13 protein-coding genes are annotated in these 14,336 nt (G+C 65.1%); 2 read left to right on the top strand and 11 right to left on the bottom strand.

Features of this window, described 5'->3' with window-relative positions; all coding sequences use genetic code 11:
* Positions 1 to 27: 27 nt before the first annotated feature.
* On the bottom strand, positions 28 to 228 hold the full coding sequence (locus tag HMPREF1224_RS24370) for a TraR/DksA C4-type zinc finger protein (protein WP_003085132.1): 201 nt from the start codon (positions 226 to 228) through the stop codon (positions 28 to 30).
* Positions 229 to 685: 457 nt separating this feature from the next.
* Here HMPREF1224_RS24370 and prtR point away from each other — a divergent pair, with 457 nt between their 5' ends.
* The gene (prtR, locus tag HMPREF1224_RS24375) at positions 686 to 1,456 is read left to right on the top strand and encodes a transcriptional regulator PrtR (protein ID WP_010793490.1); all 771 of its coding nucleotides are present in this window, start codon (positions 686 to 688) and stop codon (positions 1,454 to 1,456) included.
* Positions 1,457 to 1,555: 99 nt separating this feature from the next.
* Complete coding sequence (prtN, locus tag HMPREF1224_RS24380; RefSeq protein WP_003113203.1) at positions 1,556 to 1,870, top strand: pyocin genes transcriptional regulator PrtN; 315 nt, start codon at positions 1,556 to 1,558, stop codon at positions 1,868 to 1,870.
* Between the two features lie 316 nt (positions 1,871 to 2,186).
* Here the strand turns inward: prtN and trpE are convergent, their stop codons facing one another.
* From trpE to HMPREF1224_RS24430, 10 genes are all read right to left on the bottom strand, one after another.
* Positions 2,187 to 3,665 carry an anthranilate synthase component I gene (gene trpE, locus HMPREF1224_RS24385; protein WP_003085126.1) on the bottom strand — a complete coding sequence of 493 codons (1,479 nt, stop codon included), beginning with the start codon at positions 3,663 to 3,665 and terminating at the stop codon, positions 2,187 to 2,189.
* 72 nt (positions 3,666 to 3,737) lie between these two features.
* On the bottom strand, positions 3,738 to 4,556 hold the full coding sequence (locus HMPREF1224_RS24390; protein ID WP_003099532.1) for a phosphoglycolate phosphatase: 819 nt from the start codon (positions 4,554 to 4,556) through the stop codon (positions 3,738 to 3,740).
* The gene (gene rpe / locus HMPREF1224_RS24395) at positions 4,556 to 5,230 is read right to left on the bottom strand and encodes a ribulose-phosphate 3-epimerase (RefSeq protein ID WP_003085122.1); all 675 of its coding nucleotides are present in this window, start codon (positions 5,228 to 5,230) and stop codon (positions 4,556 to 4,558) included. Before rpe ends, HMPREF1224_RS24390 begins: the two co-directional genes overlap by 1 nt.
* A gap of 123 nt (positions 5,231 to 5,353) precedes the next feature.
* A complete protein-coding gene (locus HMPREF1224_RS24400) occupies positions 5,354 to 6,184 on the bottom strand; it encodes an ABC transporter permease (RefSeq protein ID WP_003099535.1) in 831 nt (276 codons plus the stop codon).
* A 105-nt stretch (positions 6,185 to 6,289) separates the two neighbouring features.
* Positions 6,290 to 7,537, bottom strand: coding sequence for an ABC transporter permease (locus HMPREF1224_RS24405; protein WP_010793491.1), 1,248 nt, complete (start codon positions 7,535 to 7,537; stop codon positions 6,290 to 6,292).
* 113 nt (positions 7,538 to 7,650) lie between these two features.
* On the bottom strand, positions 7,651 to 8,697 hold the full coding sequence (locus HMPREF1224_RS24410) for an ABC transporter substrate-binding protein (RefSeq protein WP_003099539.1): 1,047 nt from the start codon (positions 8,695 to 8,697) through the stop codon (positions 7,651 to 7,653).
* Positions 8,698 to 8,752: 55 nt separating this feature from the next.
* Complete coding sequence (locus HMPREF1224_RS24415) at positions 8,753 to 9,862, bottom strand: ABC transporter ATP-binding protein (RefSeq protein ID WP_003085109.1); 1,110 nt, start codon at positions 9,860 to 9,862, stop codon at positions 8,753 to 8,755.
* A gap of 233 nt (positions 9,863 to 10,095) precedes the next feature.
* Positions 10,096 to 11,130, bottom strand: a complete 1,035-nt coding sequence (locus HMPREF1224_RS24420; RefSeq protein ID WP_003085106.1) for a polyamine ABC transporter substrate-binding protein — start codon at positions 11,128 to 11,130, stop codon at positions 10,096 to 10,098.
* Between the two features lie 128 nt (positions 11,131 to 11,258).
* Positions 11,259 to 11,891, bottom strand: a complete 633-nt coding sequence (locus HMPREF1224_RS24425; RefSeq protein ID WP_003085103.1) for a response regulator — start codon at positions 11,889 to 11,891, stop codon at positions 11,259 to 11,261.
* Positions 11,892 to 11,936: 45 nt separating this feature from the next.
* A complete protein-coding gene (locus HMPREF1224_RS24430) occupies positions 11,937 to 14,330 on the bottom strand; it encodes a PAS domain-containing sensor histidine kinase (RefSeq protein WP_003142788.1) in 2,394 nt (797 codons plus the stop codon).
* Positions 14,331 to 14,336: the final 6 nt, after the last annotated feature.

A 14,336-nucleotide genomic window follows, 5' to 3' on the forward strand; every position in this document is an offset into this window, starting at 1 on the left:
CCCGCGAGGGCTCGGCATGAGGTCGGTTCAACGGCGCTCGTGGCGGTCCTGGCAGTCGATGCAGCGACTGCAACCCGGTGCCGCCCGGCGGCGCGCCTGGGGAATGGGCTCGCCGCAGTCCTCGCAGTCTTCCGCGGACTCGCGGATGGCCAGCGCCGGGCGCGCCGCCAGGAGGCCGTCGAGGCGAGCCAGGACCAGTTCGTTGGCGTGATCGGCAAGGTCAGCCATGGAAAGCCTCCCTGGCGTGCCCGACGCCCGACGGCCGAATGGATGGAACATGACAGATGCGCGGCGCCGGTTCGGCGACCTGCGTTCCTCTGCGCGGAAATGGCGAGTGCGTATCTCGCGACATGGCAATGACTCCCTGTACGACGCCGCCGTACCTGAAGCAGGTCGGCGACAGAATTAATGAGCGGGCCGGAGCGTCTGCATGGACGGCGCTCCGGCCCTTCAGGTGCCGGAGCGCTTTCCCATGGCCCCGGCACCCAAGCAGTCGGCACTTGCATCGTCGGTCGCCGACAACCGGGTGCGTCCCTGCACCCATGTGAAATCTCTGAAAGGCGGGTAGGAAGTTGTGGAACTCACCCCTTCCGCTTTCTGACGGAAGAGAAATTACAACCAAAGCTATTTATCGTCAACACCTAGGCTCTTTACAGAAAATCCATCGGTCTGTAGATTGCCGAGCATGGACAAGAGCACCCAGATCCCGCCCGACAGCTTCGCCGCTCGCCTCAAGCAGGCCATGGCGATGCGCAACCTGAAGCAGGAAACCCTCGCCGAAGCGGCAGGGGTTTCGCAGAACACCATTCACAAGCTGACCTCGGGCAAGGCCCAGAGCACCCGCAAGCTGATCGAGATCGCGGCGGCCCTGGGCGTCTCGCCGGTCTGGCTGCAGACCGGCGAAGGCGCTCCAGCCGCGCGCAGTGCCGTGTCCGTGGCCGATGGCAGCCCATTGGTGCTGGAACCGCTGCATCCGTGGGACAGCGACACACCGCTGGACGAAGACGAAGTGGAACTGCCGCTGTACAAGGAAGTGGAGATGTCCGCCGGCGCCGGACGCACTGCGGTACGCGAGATAGAGGGGCGCAAGCTGCGTTTTTCCTACGCCACGCTGCGTGCCTCGGGCGTCGATCCGTCGGCGGCGATCTGCGCCCAACTCACCGGCAACAGCATGGAACCGCTGATCATGGATGGCTCCACCATCGGCGTGGACACCGCCACCACCCATATCACCGATGGCGAGATCTACGCCCTCGAACATGACGGCATGCTGCGGGTGAAGTTCGTCTATCGCCTGCCCGGCGGCGGCATTCGCCTGCGCAGCTTCAACTGCGAGGAATATCCGGACGAGGAGTACTCGCCGGAGGACATGCGCAGCCGCCAGATCAGCATGATCGGTTGGGTCTTCTGGTGGTCCACCGTACGCCACCGGCGCGGCCCGTCCCTGGTGCGGTGAGCGCCTGGCGCTCGCCCGCTCTACAACTTCAGCTATTGAACAAAAAAACAACCTGAGCTATATTTCCCTCAACGACGTGTAGCCGCAGGAGGGAATACCATGCAGCCATCCATCGCCCCTAGCACTCCGATTCCACGCCAGGAAACCGTGGAATTGGTCTACCGCATCTTCGGCGACGTCCTGGTGCCGCTGGAGCAGGTTCGCGAACGCTGGTTTCGCAACCTGAACAAGGAAAACTTCAGCAAGGCCCTGGCATGCGGGCGGATCGCCCTGCCGGTGACGACCCTCGACGATAGCCACAAGGCCATGCAGTTCGTGGCCCTCGATCACCTCGCCGCCTACGTCGACCAGCGCGCGAACCAAGCCGGAAGCGCCCGTCGAGCACAGCCGGGCGCTGACAGCATCGCATCCTGAGCGGCCCGCCGTTGCCAGCATCGTAGGGAGCGACACCATGCTCCGCCTGGCGGATATCGCGTGGTGATGTCCCCCCTACGAAAGCGCCTTCTGCGTGGGCAAGTAATGCCGAAGGCGTCATCCGCCAACCGGACATATCGATCACTTCACCTTGAGGCGGGTTCGGCGTCCTGCCCCCTGGCGGATATCGCGCCGCGATATTCGCCCTACGAAAGCGGTGCCGCGTAGGGCGAAGCCAATGCGTGGGTCCAGCCGGGCATAAAAAGGCGGATGACGCAAACGCCATCCGCCTTCTTTTCTTCCGCCTCGCGCCGTCTTATTCGACGCTCTGCTCGGCCAGCGCCACGGCGCGGAACATCGCCCGGCGCTTGTTGATGGTTTCTTCCCACTCCAGCGCGGGCACCGAGTCGGCAACGATACCGCCGCCGGCCTGCACGTGGAGTTCACCGTTCTTGATCACCGCGGTGCGGATGGCAATGGCGGTGTCCATGTTGCCGTTCCATGCCAGGTAGCCGACCGCGCCGCCGTAGACTCCACGCTTGACCGGCTCCAGCTCGTCGATGATCTCCATGGCGCGGATCTTCGGCGCGCCGGATAGAGTGCCCGCCGGCAGAATCGCCCGCAGCGCGTCCATCGCGCTGAGCCCCTCGCGCAATTGCCCGGTGACGTTGGACACGATGTGCATGACGTTGGAGTAACGTTCGATCACCATTTTTTCGGTGACCTTCACCGCGCCGATATCGGACACCCGCCCCACGTCGTTGCGCCCCAGGTCGATCAGCATCAGGTGCTCGGCGATCTCCTTGGCGTCCGACAGCAGATCCTGCTCCAGTGCCAGGTCGGCCTCTTCGTTGATCCCGCGCGGACGGGTACCGGCGATCGGGCGCACCGTCACCAGGCCATCCTCGACCCGTACCAGCACCTCCGGCGAGCTGCCCACGACATGGAAGTCGCCGAAGTTGAAGAAGTACATGTAGGGCGTCGGATTGAAACAGCGCAGCGCGCGGTACAGGTCGATGGGCGCCGCCTTGAATTCGATGGACATGCGCTGCGACGGCACCACCTGCATGCAGTCGCCGGCCAGGATGTAGTCCTTGATCCTTCCTACCGCGTTTTCATAGTCCTCGCGGGTGAAGCTGGCACGAAACGCCGGCTCACGACCCTGGGCCGCCTCGAGGTCGAGGCCGCGACGCGGGGTGATCGGCTGGCGTAGACGCTCCAGCAGCTCCTCCAGACGTGCCTGGCCGCGCTCGTAGGCATTTTCCTCGGAGGGATCGGCGAGGACGATGGCGTGGATCTTCCCGGCCAGGTTGTCGAATACCACTACGGCATCGGACACCATCAACAGGATATCCGGGTTGCCCAGCGGGTCCGGGTTCGGACAGGTGGCCAGGCGTTTTTCCACGTAGCGCACGCAGTCGTAACCGAAGTAGCCGACCAGGCCTCCATCGAAACGTGGCAAGCCGGGCACGGTGGGCACCTGGTAGCGCGCCTTGAACTCCTCGACGAAAGCCAGCGGGTCGGCGCAATCGAAGCGCTCGGTTTCCATGCCATCGATGCTGATCCGTACTTGATGGTCGTAGACCCGCAGCACCGTGCGGCACGGCAGGCCGATGATCGAATAGCGCCCCCATTTCTCGCCGCCCTGCACCGACTCCAGCAGGTAGGAGTTCGGCGCGTCGGCCAGCTTCAGGTAGATCGACAGCGGCGTGTCGAAGTCGGCAAGGGTCTCGAAGGACAGCGGGATGCGGTTGTAGCCATCGGCGGCCAGCCGCAGGAATTCTTCGCGATTCATGATCAGCCTCATCGGAGGAGAGAACGGTCAACAGAGTGCAAACGCGCGCCGGCTATCCGGCGGAGGATGATGTCAGGCGCGCCAGCGCCAACGCGCCAGGGCCTTGATGACCTTCATCCAGAGTTTGCTGACCGCCACGGCTTGATCTCGCTGGTCGGAGGGGGAAAGGGAGTCGTCCGGCAACACTATCTCAGCGGCCTGGTCGGCGCAAGGCAGCAGGTCGCGCAGGTTGTCGATGACCAGGGTGGGCGCTTCCTCGGCGATCGGCCGGCCGTGGTTGTAGCCATAGGTCAGCGCCGCGCAGCGCACGCCGGCAGCTTTGGCGGCGAGCACGTCGTTGCGCGAGTCACCGACGAACAACGCATCTTCGGGCTCGATGCCGGCCATCTTCATCACGAACAGCAGCGCCGCCGGGTCGGGCTTCTGCTGCGGCAGGGTGTCACCGCCGATGATCCAGCGAAAATAGCGACCCAGCTTCATCTCATCCAGCAGCGGAGCGACGAAGCGCTCCGGCTTGTTGGTGATCAGCGCCATTTCCACGCCGTTGCGCTTGAGCCACTTGAGGGTGTCGACGACGCCGGGGTAGACCTCGGTGAGCGCATGACTGTCGGCATAGGCCTCCATGAACAACGCCAGCGCGGCTTCGGTTTCCTCCTCACCGATGCCGTCGTGCTCGATGCTTCCGGCCAGGGCGCGACGCACCAGGACGCGTGCGCCGTTACCGATCCACTGGCGGACCTTCTCGATGCCCGCCGGCGGCCGCCCGAGGCTGGCGAGCATGCTGTCGACCGCGGCGGTGAGGTCGGGAACGGAATCGACCAGCGTGCCATCCAGGTCGAACATCACCAGACGCGGCAGGCGCGTGGCGAAGAACGGCTCCGCAGCGCTCATTACTGGTGCGCCTGGGCCAGTTCGGCATGCATGGCGCGGATGACCTCGGCGTAGTCCGGGGCGTTGAAGATGGCCGAGCCGGCGACGAAGGTATCGGCGCCCGCCGCGGCGATCTCACGGATGTTCTTGACGTTGACGCCGCCATCGATCTCCAGGCGGATCTCGCGACCGGAGGCATCGATCAGGGCGCGTGCCTCGCGCAACTTGTCGAGGGTACCGGGGATGAATTTCTGCCCGCCGAAGCCGGGGTTGACGCTCATCAGCAGGACCATGTCGACCTTGTCCATCACGTACTTCAGCACCTCCAGCGGAGTGGCCGGGTTGAACACCAGGCCCGCCTTGCAACCGCCGTCGCGGATCAGTTGCAGGGAACGGTCGATGTGCTGGGAAGCTTCCGGATGGAAGGTGATGTAGGTGGCGCCAGCTTCGATGAAGTCGCCGATGATGCGATCCACCGGGGACACCATCAGGTGCACGTCGATCGGCGCGCTCACGCCGTACTTGCGCAGCGCCGAGCAGACCATCGGGCCGATGGTCAGGTTCGGCACGTAGTGGTTGTCCATCACGTCGAAGTGAACGATGTCGGCACCGGCGGCGAGCACCTTGTCCACGTCCTCGCCCAGGCGGGCGAAATCGGCGGAAAGGATCGACGGAGCGATGGCGAAGGGTTGCATGGCGCACCTCAAAGGGGATCACGGAAGGCGCGCATTGTAGCCGTTATCGGTTTTTGGCGGTGAAAATGACGACTTTTCGCCGCAGCAGCCGACGCCCGGACCAAGCCGGGCGCGCCCTGCGCCTCAGCCGCCGGGTTGTGCGGTACGCATCTTCTCGCTGCGCCCGCGCAGCCATTCCAGGGTCAGCAACAGCAGTACGGAGAAACCGATCAGCAAGGTCGCCGCGGCGGCAATGGTGGGGCTCAGGTTCTCGCGAATGCCGCTGAACATCTGCCGCGGCAGGGTGGCCTGCTCGGGACCGGCGAGGAAGAGGGTCACTACCACTTCGTCGAACGAGGTGGCGAAGGCGAACAGCGCGCCGGAAATCACTCCCGGAGCGATCAGCGGCAGGGTCACCCGGAAGAAGGTGGTCAGCGGCGGCGCGCCGAGGCTGGCGGCGGCGCGCACCAGATTGTAGTTGAACCCCTGCAGGGTCGCGGAGACGGTGATGATCACGAACGGCACGCCGAGCACCGCATGCACCACGATCAGCGACAGGTAGCTGTTGCCGAGCCCCAGTGGAGCGAAGAACAGGTAGCTGGCCACGCCGATGATCACCACCGGCACCACCATCGGCGAAATCATCAGGCTCATCACCAGTGCCTTGCCGCGGAACTCGCCGCGGGTCAGGCCGATCGCTGCCAGAGTGCCGAAGACCATCGCCAGCAGGGTCGCCGCCGGAGCGACGATCATGCTGTTGGTCAACGAGCGCATCCACTCGGCGGACTGGAAGAAGTCGGCGTACCAGCGCAGGGAGAACCCTTGCAGCGGGTAGACCAGGAAGGTGCCGGAGTTGAACGACAGCGGCACGATGACCAGCACCGGCAGTACCAGGAACAGCAGTACCAGGCCGCAGAGGATGCGCAGGGAGTAGAACCACAGGCGCTCGACCGGGGACATGTAGGGACTCAGCATGACTCGCTCTCCAATGTGTTTCGTGCGGATCCCCCTCTCCCCGCCCTCCGGGCAACCTTTTTTCCGAAGGCAGAGGGGAATCGGTTGGCCTTCTCGGAAGGCCCTCTATCCCAGGCGCAGGCGGCTGGCGCCCACCAGCCAGCTGTAGACGACGTAGAGCACCAGGGTAGCGAGCAGCAGCAGGCCGCCGAGGGCGGTGGCCATGCCCCAGTTGATGGTGCTGTTGGTATAGAAGGCGACGAAGTAGCTGACCATCTGGTCGTTCGGGCTGCCCAGCAGCGCCGGGGTGATGTAGTAGCCGATGGACAGGATGAACACCAGCAGGCAACCGGCGCCGACGCCCGCGACGGTCTGTGGGAAATACACCCGCCAGAAGCTGGCGAACGGGTGGCAGCCGAGGGAAATCGCGGCGCGCATGTAGCTCGGCGAAATGCCTTTCATCACGCTGTAGATCGGCAGGATCATGAACGGCAGCATGATGTGCACCATCGCGATGTATACGCCGGTGCGGTTGAACACCAGTTGCAGCGGCTGGTCGATCAGGCCAAGCTTGAGCAGCGCGCCGTTGATCAGGCCACCCGATTGCAGCAGGACGATCCAGGCGGCGACACGTACCAGGATCGAGGTCCAGAACGGCAGCAGGACCAGGATCATCAGCAGGTTGCTCTTGCGCGTCGGCAGGTTGGCCAGCAGGTAGGCCAGCGGGTAGGCCAGCAGCAGGCAGATGACGGTGATCACCGCACCCATCCAGAAGGTGCGGGCGAAGATGTCCAGGTAGATGGCCTGGTCCGGGGTGGCGCGCGCCACTTCGCCGAGATCGTCGATCCGGTGGTCGAGGGCTGCGAGCAGGTAATAGGGCGTATAGCTGCTGGCGTTGCGGCGGATCACCTGCCAGTAGGCGGGGTCGCCCCAGCGCTCGTCGAGCTGCTCCATGGCGTCCTTGTAGGAAGCGGGCTCCTCCTTGAACGGCAGCTTGCGCGCGGTCTTCGCCATCAGGCTGCGATAACCGGCCAGTTCCATGTTCAGGCGCTTGGAGAGATCGCCGATGGTCTGGTTGCGACGAGCCTCGGCGAGATCCTGGCTGAGCGCCTTGTAGACGGAGTCGGCCGGCAGCGACTTGCCGTCCCAGGCGGAGATGGCTTCTACCGTCAGCGGCAACGAGCGAACCACTTCCGGGTTGGACACGCTCTTGTAGAGCAGGGCGGCGATCGGCACCAGGAAGGTCAGGACCAGGAAGGCCAGCAGGGGCAGGATCAGCGCCTGGGACTTCAGGCGGTTCATCCGCTCGGCGCGCGCCAGGCGTTGCTTGAGGGTGCTGCCGGCGGCCTGGGACATGGGCACAGCTGTGGCCATAGCGAACTCCGGAAAAAAAGCGGGCCGTCGGGGCGACCCTGGAAAGTGTGGAACGGTAGGAGGAGCCGCCGCGCGGCGGCCCCTCCGGCCCTCTCTGGAGGGTCAGGCGAGGATTACCTGGCCGCCCAGGCGTTGAAGCGCTGTTCCAGTTGTTCGCCGTAGTCGGCCCAGAAGGTCACGTCCATTGCCACCTGGTTCTGGATGTTTTCCGGAGTGGTCGGCATGTCCTTCAGCAGGGCCTTGTCCAGCAGCGGCACCGCCTGCTTGTTGGCCGGACCGTAGGCGATGTTTTCCGAGTAAGTCTTCTGCTGCTGGGGCTGCACCGAGAAGGCGATGAACTTCAGGGTCTCTTCCCGTTTCTTCGCCCCCTTCGGGATGGCCCAGGCGTCGAAATCGTAGATGCCGCCGTTCCATACCACCTTCAGGTTGCTTTCCTTCTGCACCGCGGCGATCCGACCGTTGTAGGCAGAACTCATCACCACATCGCCGGAAGCCAGGTACTGCGGCGGCTGGGCGCCCGCCTCCCACCACTGGATGCTCGACTTGATCTCGTCGAGCTTCTTGAAGGCACGATCCTGGCCTTCCTTGGTGGCGAGCACGCCGTAGACGTCCTTCGGCGCCACGCCATCGGCCATCAGGGCGAATTCGAGGGTGTACTTGGCGCCCTTGCGCAGGCCGCGCTTGCCGGGGAATTTCTTGATGTCCCAGAAGTCCGCCCAACTGGTCGGCGCGCTTTTCAGCTTGTCGGCGTTGTAGGCGAGCACCGTGGACCAGACGAAGAAACCCACGCCGCACGGTTGGATGGCGCCGGGCACGAAGTCCTCGGTCTTACCGAACTGCGCCGGGTCGAGTTCCTCGAACAGGCCTTCGTCGCAGCCGCGCGACAGCTCCGGCGACTCCACTTCCACCAGGTCCCAGGACACGCTGTTGGTATCGACCATGGCCTTGACCTTGGCCATCTCGCCGTTGTATTCGCCGGCGACGATCCTGTTGCCGGTGGCTTTCTGGTAGGGCTCGTAGAACGCCTTGATCTGGGCGCTCTTGTTGGCCCCGCCGAAGGACACCACGGTCAGGTCCACCGCCATGGCCTGGGCCGCGCAGGCCAGGCCGGCCGCCAGGGTGGCGAACTTCAGGCTGGCCGCTTTCAGGGATTTCGACATTATTGTTCTCTCCACAGTGCAGGGTTGCTTCGGTACGGTTCGGGACTGCCGGCGCTCACGCCGCCGGCAGAGGGTCGAGCGCCCTCACATGCTCGACCTGCCAGCCCAGCGGAACCACATCACCGACGCTCAGCGTCGGGTCCAGCTCGGCGATCGGCTGCTTGACGAAGAAGTCGTCGCGGCCGCAAACCTCCAGGCGCACACGCACGTGGTCGCCCAGGTAGACGAATTCGGCCACGCGGCCGGAGAAACGGTTGACGCAAGACTCGCTGGCACCGTTCAGGCGCACCCGCTCGGGGCGGATCGACAAGGTCACCGGCTCGCCCGGCTGGCCGACGTTGACCGCCAGCGCCTCGACCTTCTCGCCGCGCGGCAGTCCGACCACGCAGCGCTCGCCGTCGCAACTGAGAAGCTGCCCGGATAGACGGTTGTTCTCGCCGATGAAGTTGGCCACGAAGGTGTTGCGCGGCTGCTCGTAGAGATTGCGCGGCGGCTCGATCTGCTGGATTTCGCCCTGGTGGAACACCGCCACCCGGTCGGACATGGTCAGCGCCTCGCCCTGGTCGTGGGTGACGTAGACCACGGTGACGCCGAGGCGCTGGTGCAGATGCTTGATTTCCATCTGCATGTGCTCGCGAAGTTGCTTGTCCAGCGCTCCCAGGGGCTCGTCCATCAGCACCAGTTGCGGCTCGAAGACCAGCGCGCGGGCCAGCGCCACGCGCTGCTGCTGGCCACCGGAAAGCTGCGCCGGATAACGCCCGGCGAAGGCGTCGAGCTGGACCATCGACAACGCGCGCTTGACCCTTTCCTTCACGTCGGTCTTGCTCATGCCGCGGACGCTGAGGGGAAAGGCCAGGTTCTCGGCCACGGTCATGTGCGGGAACAGCGCATAGTTCTGGAACACCATGCCGATGTCGCGCTTGTGCGGAGGGACATTGTTGATCGAGCGACCAGCCAGGAGGATTTCGCCGGCGGTGGGGGTTTCGAAACCGGCCAGCATCATCAGGCTGGTGGTCTTGCCGGACCCGGAGGGGCCGAGCAGGGTGAGGAATTCGCCCTTGCGAATGTCCAGGTTGAGATCCTTCACGATGAGGGTCTCGCCGTCGTAGCTTTTCTGCACGCCACGGAAGCTGACCAGCACATCGCCGCCTTGAGTCTCGGCCATAACCGCACCTTTGTTCGTTTTATGGATGCTGTGCGAACAGCCTAGAGAACCCGGCGCAGGACGCAAATCGGCCGGCAAGAGAGTTTTCTATCAGGGGAAAGGAAAGCTCTTTGTAGGAATCGCCCTACAAAAAAGATGCCCCCCGGAATGGGCCAGACCGCTCTGGGAAGGAGCTTTCGAGAAGAGCAAAGGTTTGCGCGCCAGCGCTCTCCGGCTGGCGCGCAACGGCCTCCTCAGCGCTTGGCCCAGTTCTGGAAACGCTGCTCCAGGGCCTCGCCGTGCTCCGCCCAGAAGGCCACGTTCATACCCACCGCGTTCTGCATGTTCTGCGGCGCGGTCGGCAGGTTGGCAGCCACTTGCGGATCGAGCAGGCCTACCGCCTTGCGGTTGGCCGGGCCGTAGGCGATGTTCTCGGCGAAAGCCTTCTGCTGCTCCGGCTGGCTGGCGAAACGGATGAACTCCTCGGCCAACTGCTTCTTCCAAACCCCGACCGGCAGCGCCCAGAAGTCGAAATCGTAGACGCCGCCGCTCCAGACCATTGCCAGGCGCTGCTTCTCGGCCTGCGCCGCGGCGATCCGCCCGTTGTAGGCCGAACTCATCACCACCGTGCCATCGGCCAGGTCGCGCACAGGGTCCTGCCCGGACTTCCACCAATGGATATAGGGCTTCAGCTCGTCGAGCTTGCGGAATGCCCGCTCGACGCCGGCGGGCGTCGCCAGCGTCTGGTAGACGTCCTTCGGCGCCACGCCATCGGCCATCAGGGCGAACTCCAGGCTGTACTTGGCGCCCCAGCGCAGGCCGCGCTTGCCGGGAAACTTCTTCACGTCCCAGAAATCCGCCCAGCCCTGCGGGCTGCCCGCAACCTTGCCGGGGTTGTAGGCAAGCAGCGTGGTCCAGACGAAGATGCCGACTCCGCAGGGCTGCACCGCGCCGGGAACGAAATCCGCGGGATCGCCGACCTTCGCCATGTCCAGCTTCTCGAACAGACCTTCCTCGCAACCGCGCGCCAGCTCCGGCGCCTCGACTTCCACCACGTCCCAGGAGACGTGGCTGATCTCCACCATGCGCTTGAGCTTGGCCAGGTCGCCATTGTAGGAGCCATGCACCACGCGATTGCCGGTGGCGCTCTTGAAGGGTTTGTAGAACGCGGTTTCCTGGGCTTCCTTGTTGGCGCCGCCGAAGGAAATCACGGTCACGTATTCCGCCCAGGCGGGCGCGGTAACTCCGAGAAGGGCGCACAACAGGCCCGTCCTCATGGCTGGCAACATCGTTTCTTCTCCTTATCGTGTTGGCCGGCAAGCATCATTCCCTGCCGCGCGGAAGCCAGGTAGACAGCAGATCGCGAAAACCGGACCTGGCGCACAAGCCGCGAGCAAAACCTGGGCGAACGCCCCTGTCAGAGCAGGCGGTGCTCCATCGCGTAGCGCACCAGGTCGGCTACCGAATGCGCGTTGAGCTTCTGCATCAGGCGTGCCTTGTGGGTACTGATGGTCTTGTTGCTGACCGCCAGTTGCTGGGCGATCTCGTTGACGTTGGCGCCCTGCACCAGCCGCTCGAACACCGAGAACTCGCGCTCGGAAAGCAGCGCATGGGGCGGACGCGAATCGGTCAGGCCGACCTCGAAGACCATCCGATCGGCAAGGTCCGGGTCGATGTAGCGTCCGCCGCCGGCGACCCTGCGGATCGCGGTGAGCAGCAATGCCGGATCGCTGTCCTTGGTGGCATAGCCGGCAGCACCTATCTTCAGGGCGCGGGCGGCCATCTGCGCCTCGTCGTGCATCGACAACACCAGGATCGCCGGCGGCTCGTTCAGCGCGCGAATCCGCGGAATCGCCTCGAGGCCATTGACGCCGGGCATGGAGATATCCAGCAGGACCACCTCGCAAGGCGTTCCGCGCAGGGTTTCCAGCAACTGCTCGCCATTGGTGGCCTCGCCGACCACCTGCAGGTCCTTGGCCATGCCAATCAGTTGCTTGATGCCTTCCCTGACGATCGTGTGGTCTTCAGCGACCAGGACTCGGATCACCACTCTTTGCTGCCTCACGCTGTTCCGCCTTGCCGGCGGTTGTTCTTGTCACGGGCCCGCGACGCCCAGCGGAATCCTCACGCTGAGCGTGGTGCCCTCGCCGGGGGCACTGTCGATGTCCAGCGTACCGCCCATCATCAGCACCCGCTCGCGCATGCCGACCAGGCCGAAGGAACTGCCACGCCCCACCGTGGCAACATCGAACCCGCGACCGTCGTCGCTGACGCTCAGGCACAGCTCGTCGCCCTCGCGCAGCAGACGCAGTTGCACAGTATGCGCCTCGGCATGCCGCATGACATTGGTCAACGCCTCCTGGAGGATGCGGAACAGGCCGATAGCCTTGGCGTCGACCAACTGCGGCGAGTTCTCCGGCACCTCCACCAGGCAGGGAATTTGCGTGCGCGCCTCGAAGCGCCGCGCCTGCCACTCCACCGCCGAGCCGATTCCGGCGTCGAGGATCGGCGGGCGCAGTGCGGTAGCCACGTCGCGCACCAGCTGGAACAACTGGGCGATCAGCTTTTTCATGTTGCCCAGGCGTTCGCGCAGGCCCTCCTGGGCATCGGCATAGGCCAGCTCGCACATCGAGGTTTCCAGCTTCAGCACCGTCAGCACCTGGCCCAGCTCATCATGGACCTCGCGGGCGATACGCGCCTTCTCCTCCTCCCGCACCGACTCCAGGTGCGCCGACAGCTCGCGGAGCTGGGCGCGCGACTCGCCGAGTTCGAGTTCGATCTGCTTGTTCGCGGTGATGTCCCAGACCACCCCGTCCCAGACCGCACGACCATCCTCGAAACAGCGCGCCGAAGCCTTGATGTCGGCCCAGCGCAATTCGCCCTGGCGGGTGAGGATGCGGCCCTGCCAATGCCAGTCGCGATTCTCGTCGAGGGCAGCCATCTGGCTCGACCAGTAGCGCTCGCGGTCGTCGGGATGGACCAGGCCACGAATGCCGCGGCCGCTTTCGATCAGTTCGCGAGCGCTGTAGCCGACCAGCGCCTCGCTGCCCTCGCTGATATAGGCGAAGTCGGAAAACGCGCCGGCCCGCGGGCGCTCCAGGCGGAAGACCATGCCCGGCACGTTGGAGGCGATGCCCTTCATCCGCGCCTCGCTTTCCTGCAATGCCTCGCGGGCACGGCGGCGCTCGGTGACGTCGCTGAGGAACACCACCAGATACTCGGACGTGCCGAAGCGCAGGAAGCTAAGCGAGACGTCGGCCGGCAGCCAACTGCCGTCGGCGCGCAGGCAGCGGGTCTCGAAGCTGAGCGGGCCCTCCTCGCTATTGCGCGCACGACGCCAAAGATTCAACCAGCGGTCCATGTCCAGGCCGGGCTCGAAGTCGGCCAGCGGACGGTCCACGAGTTGACCGTCGGCATGGCCGAGCATCTGTTCGGCGGCGCGGTTGGCGTAGCGTACGCGGCTGTCCCAGTTGACCCAGAGGATGCCCAGGGTGCTGTTGTCGATGGAGAACTGGGTCAGGCGCAGCGCCTCCTCGGCCGCCTGGCGCAGCTCCAGGTCGCGGCGGGCGCCGTACAGCCGGGCTTCCAGCGCATGCTGCTGGCGCCGCTGGAGGAACACCGCCGCCAGCGCGCCGGCCAGCAGCAGGCCGAGGAGGATCGACAGGTTCTGCCAGAACCCCGGCGACTCGCCGAGGCGCGGATACTTGGGTTGCAACCAGCGCTCGTGCAACTGGTCCAGGGACTTGCGCGGCAGCGAGCGCAACGCCTGGTCGACCACCATCGCCAGTTCCGGCCAGTCGCGACGGGTCGCCACCCGTAGAAGCTGCGGGTAGCCGATATCGCCAACCACCGCTAGCTCGGCGAACTCCGGTTCGCGGGTCAGGCGGCTGAGTTGCGCTTCGTCGATCACCGCGTAGCGTGCCTGTCCGGCGAGCACGGCGCGCAGCACCTCGCGTTCGGAATCGGCCGACACCCATTGCAGGCCGCTATAGGTGCTGCTGAGGTAGTCGGCTACCGAACTGCCGGCCCGCACGGCAACCCGGGTATCGCGCTCCAGTTGCTCCAATTCGACGCTGCCGCTGCCATCGCGCTTCCCCACCACCAGCCGGGAAACCCGCAGGTAGGGATCGGAGAACAGCCACAAGCGCAGCCCGGCTGGGGTCTGGCTGAGGCCGGGAGCGATATCCACGCGCCCAGCGCGCAGGGCATCGTCGAGCGCCGCCTGGTCGGGATAGCCCTGCCACCGCAAGGTCACCTGCATTGCCGTGGCCAGCCAGCCCATCAGCTCCACGTTGGCCCCGGAATACTGTTGCAGGCGGCGGTCGTACTGGGCATAGGGCGCTTCGGTGACCACCCCGACGCGCAATTCCCGATGCTCCGCCAGCCAGGTCCGTAACTCCGCCGCCAGCGGCAAGGCGACCGACTCCTCCGCTCGCACGGGCAGGCTCAACAGCAGACAGAAGAAGAGCAGACAGCAACGACGCAACATGCCGGC

The organism is Pseudomonas sp. P179 (assembly GCF_000478485.2).
In the GTDB taxonomy this organism is placed as follows: domain Bacteria; phylum Pseudomonadota; class Gammaproteobacteria; order Pseudomonadales; family Pseudomonadaceae; genus Pseudomonas; species Pseudomonas aeruginosa.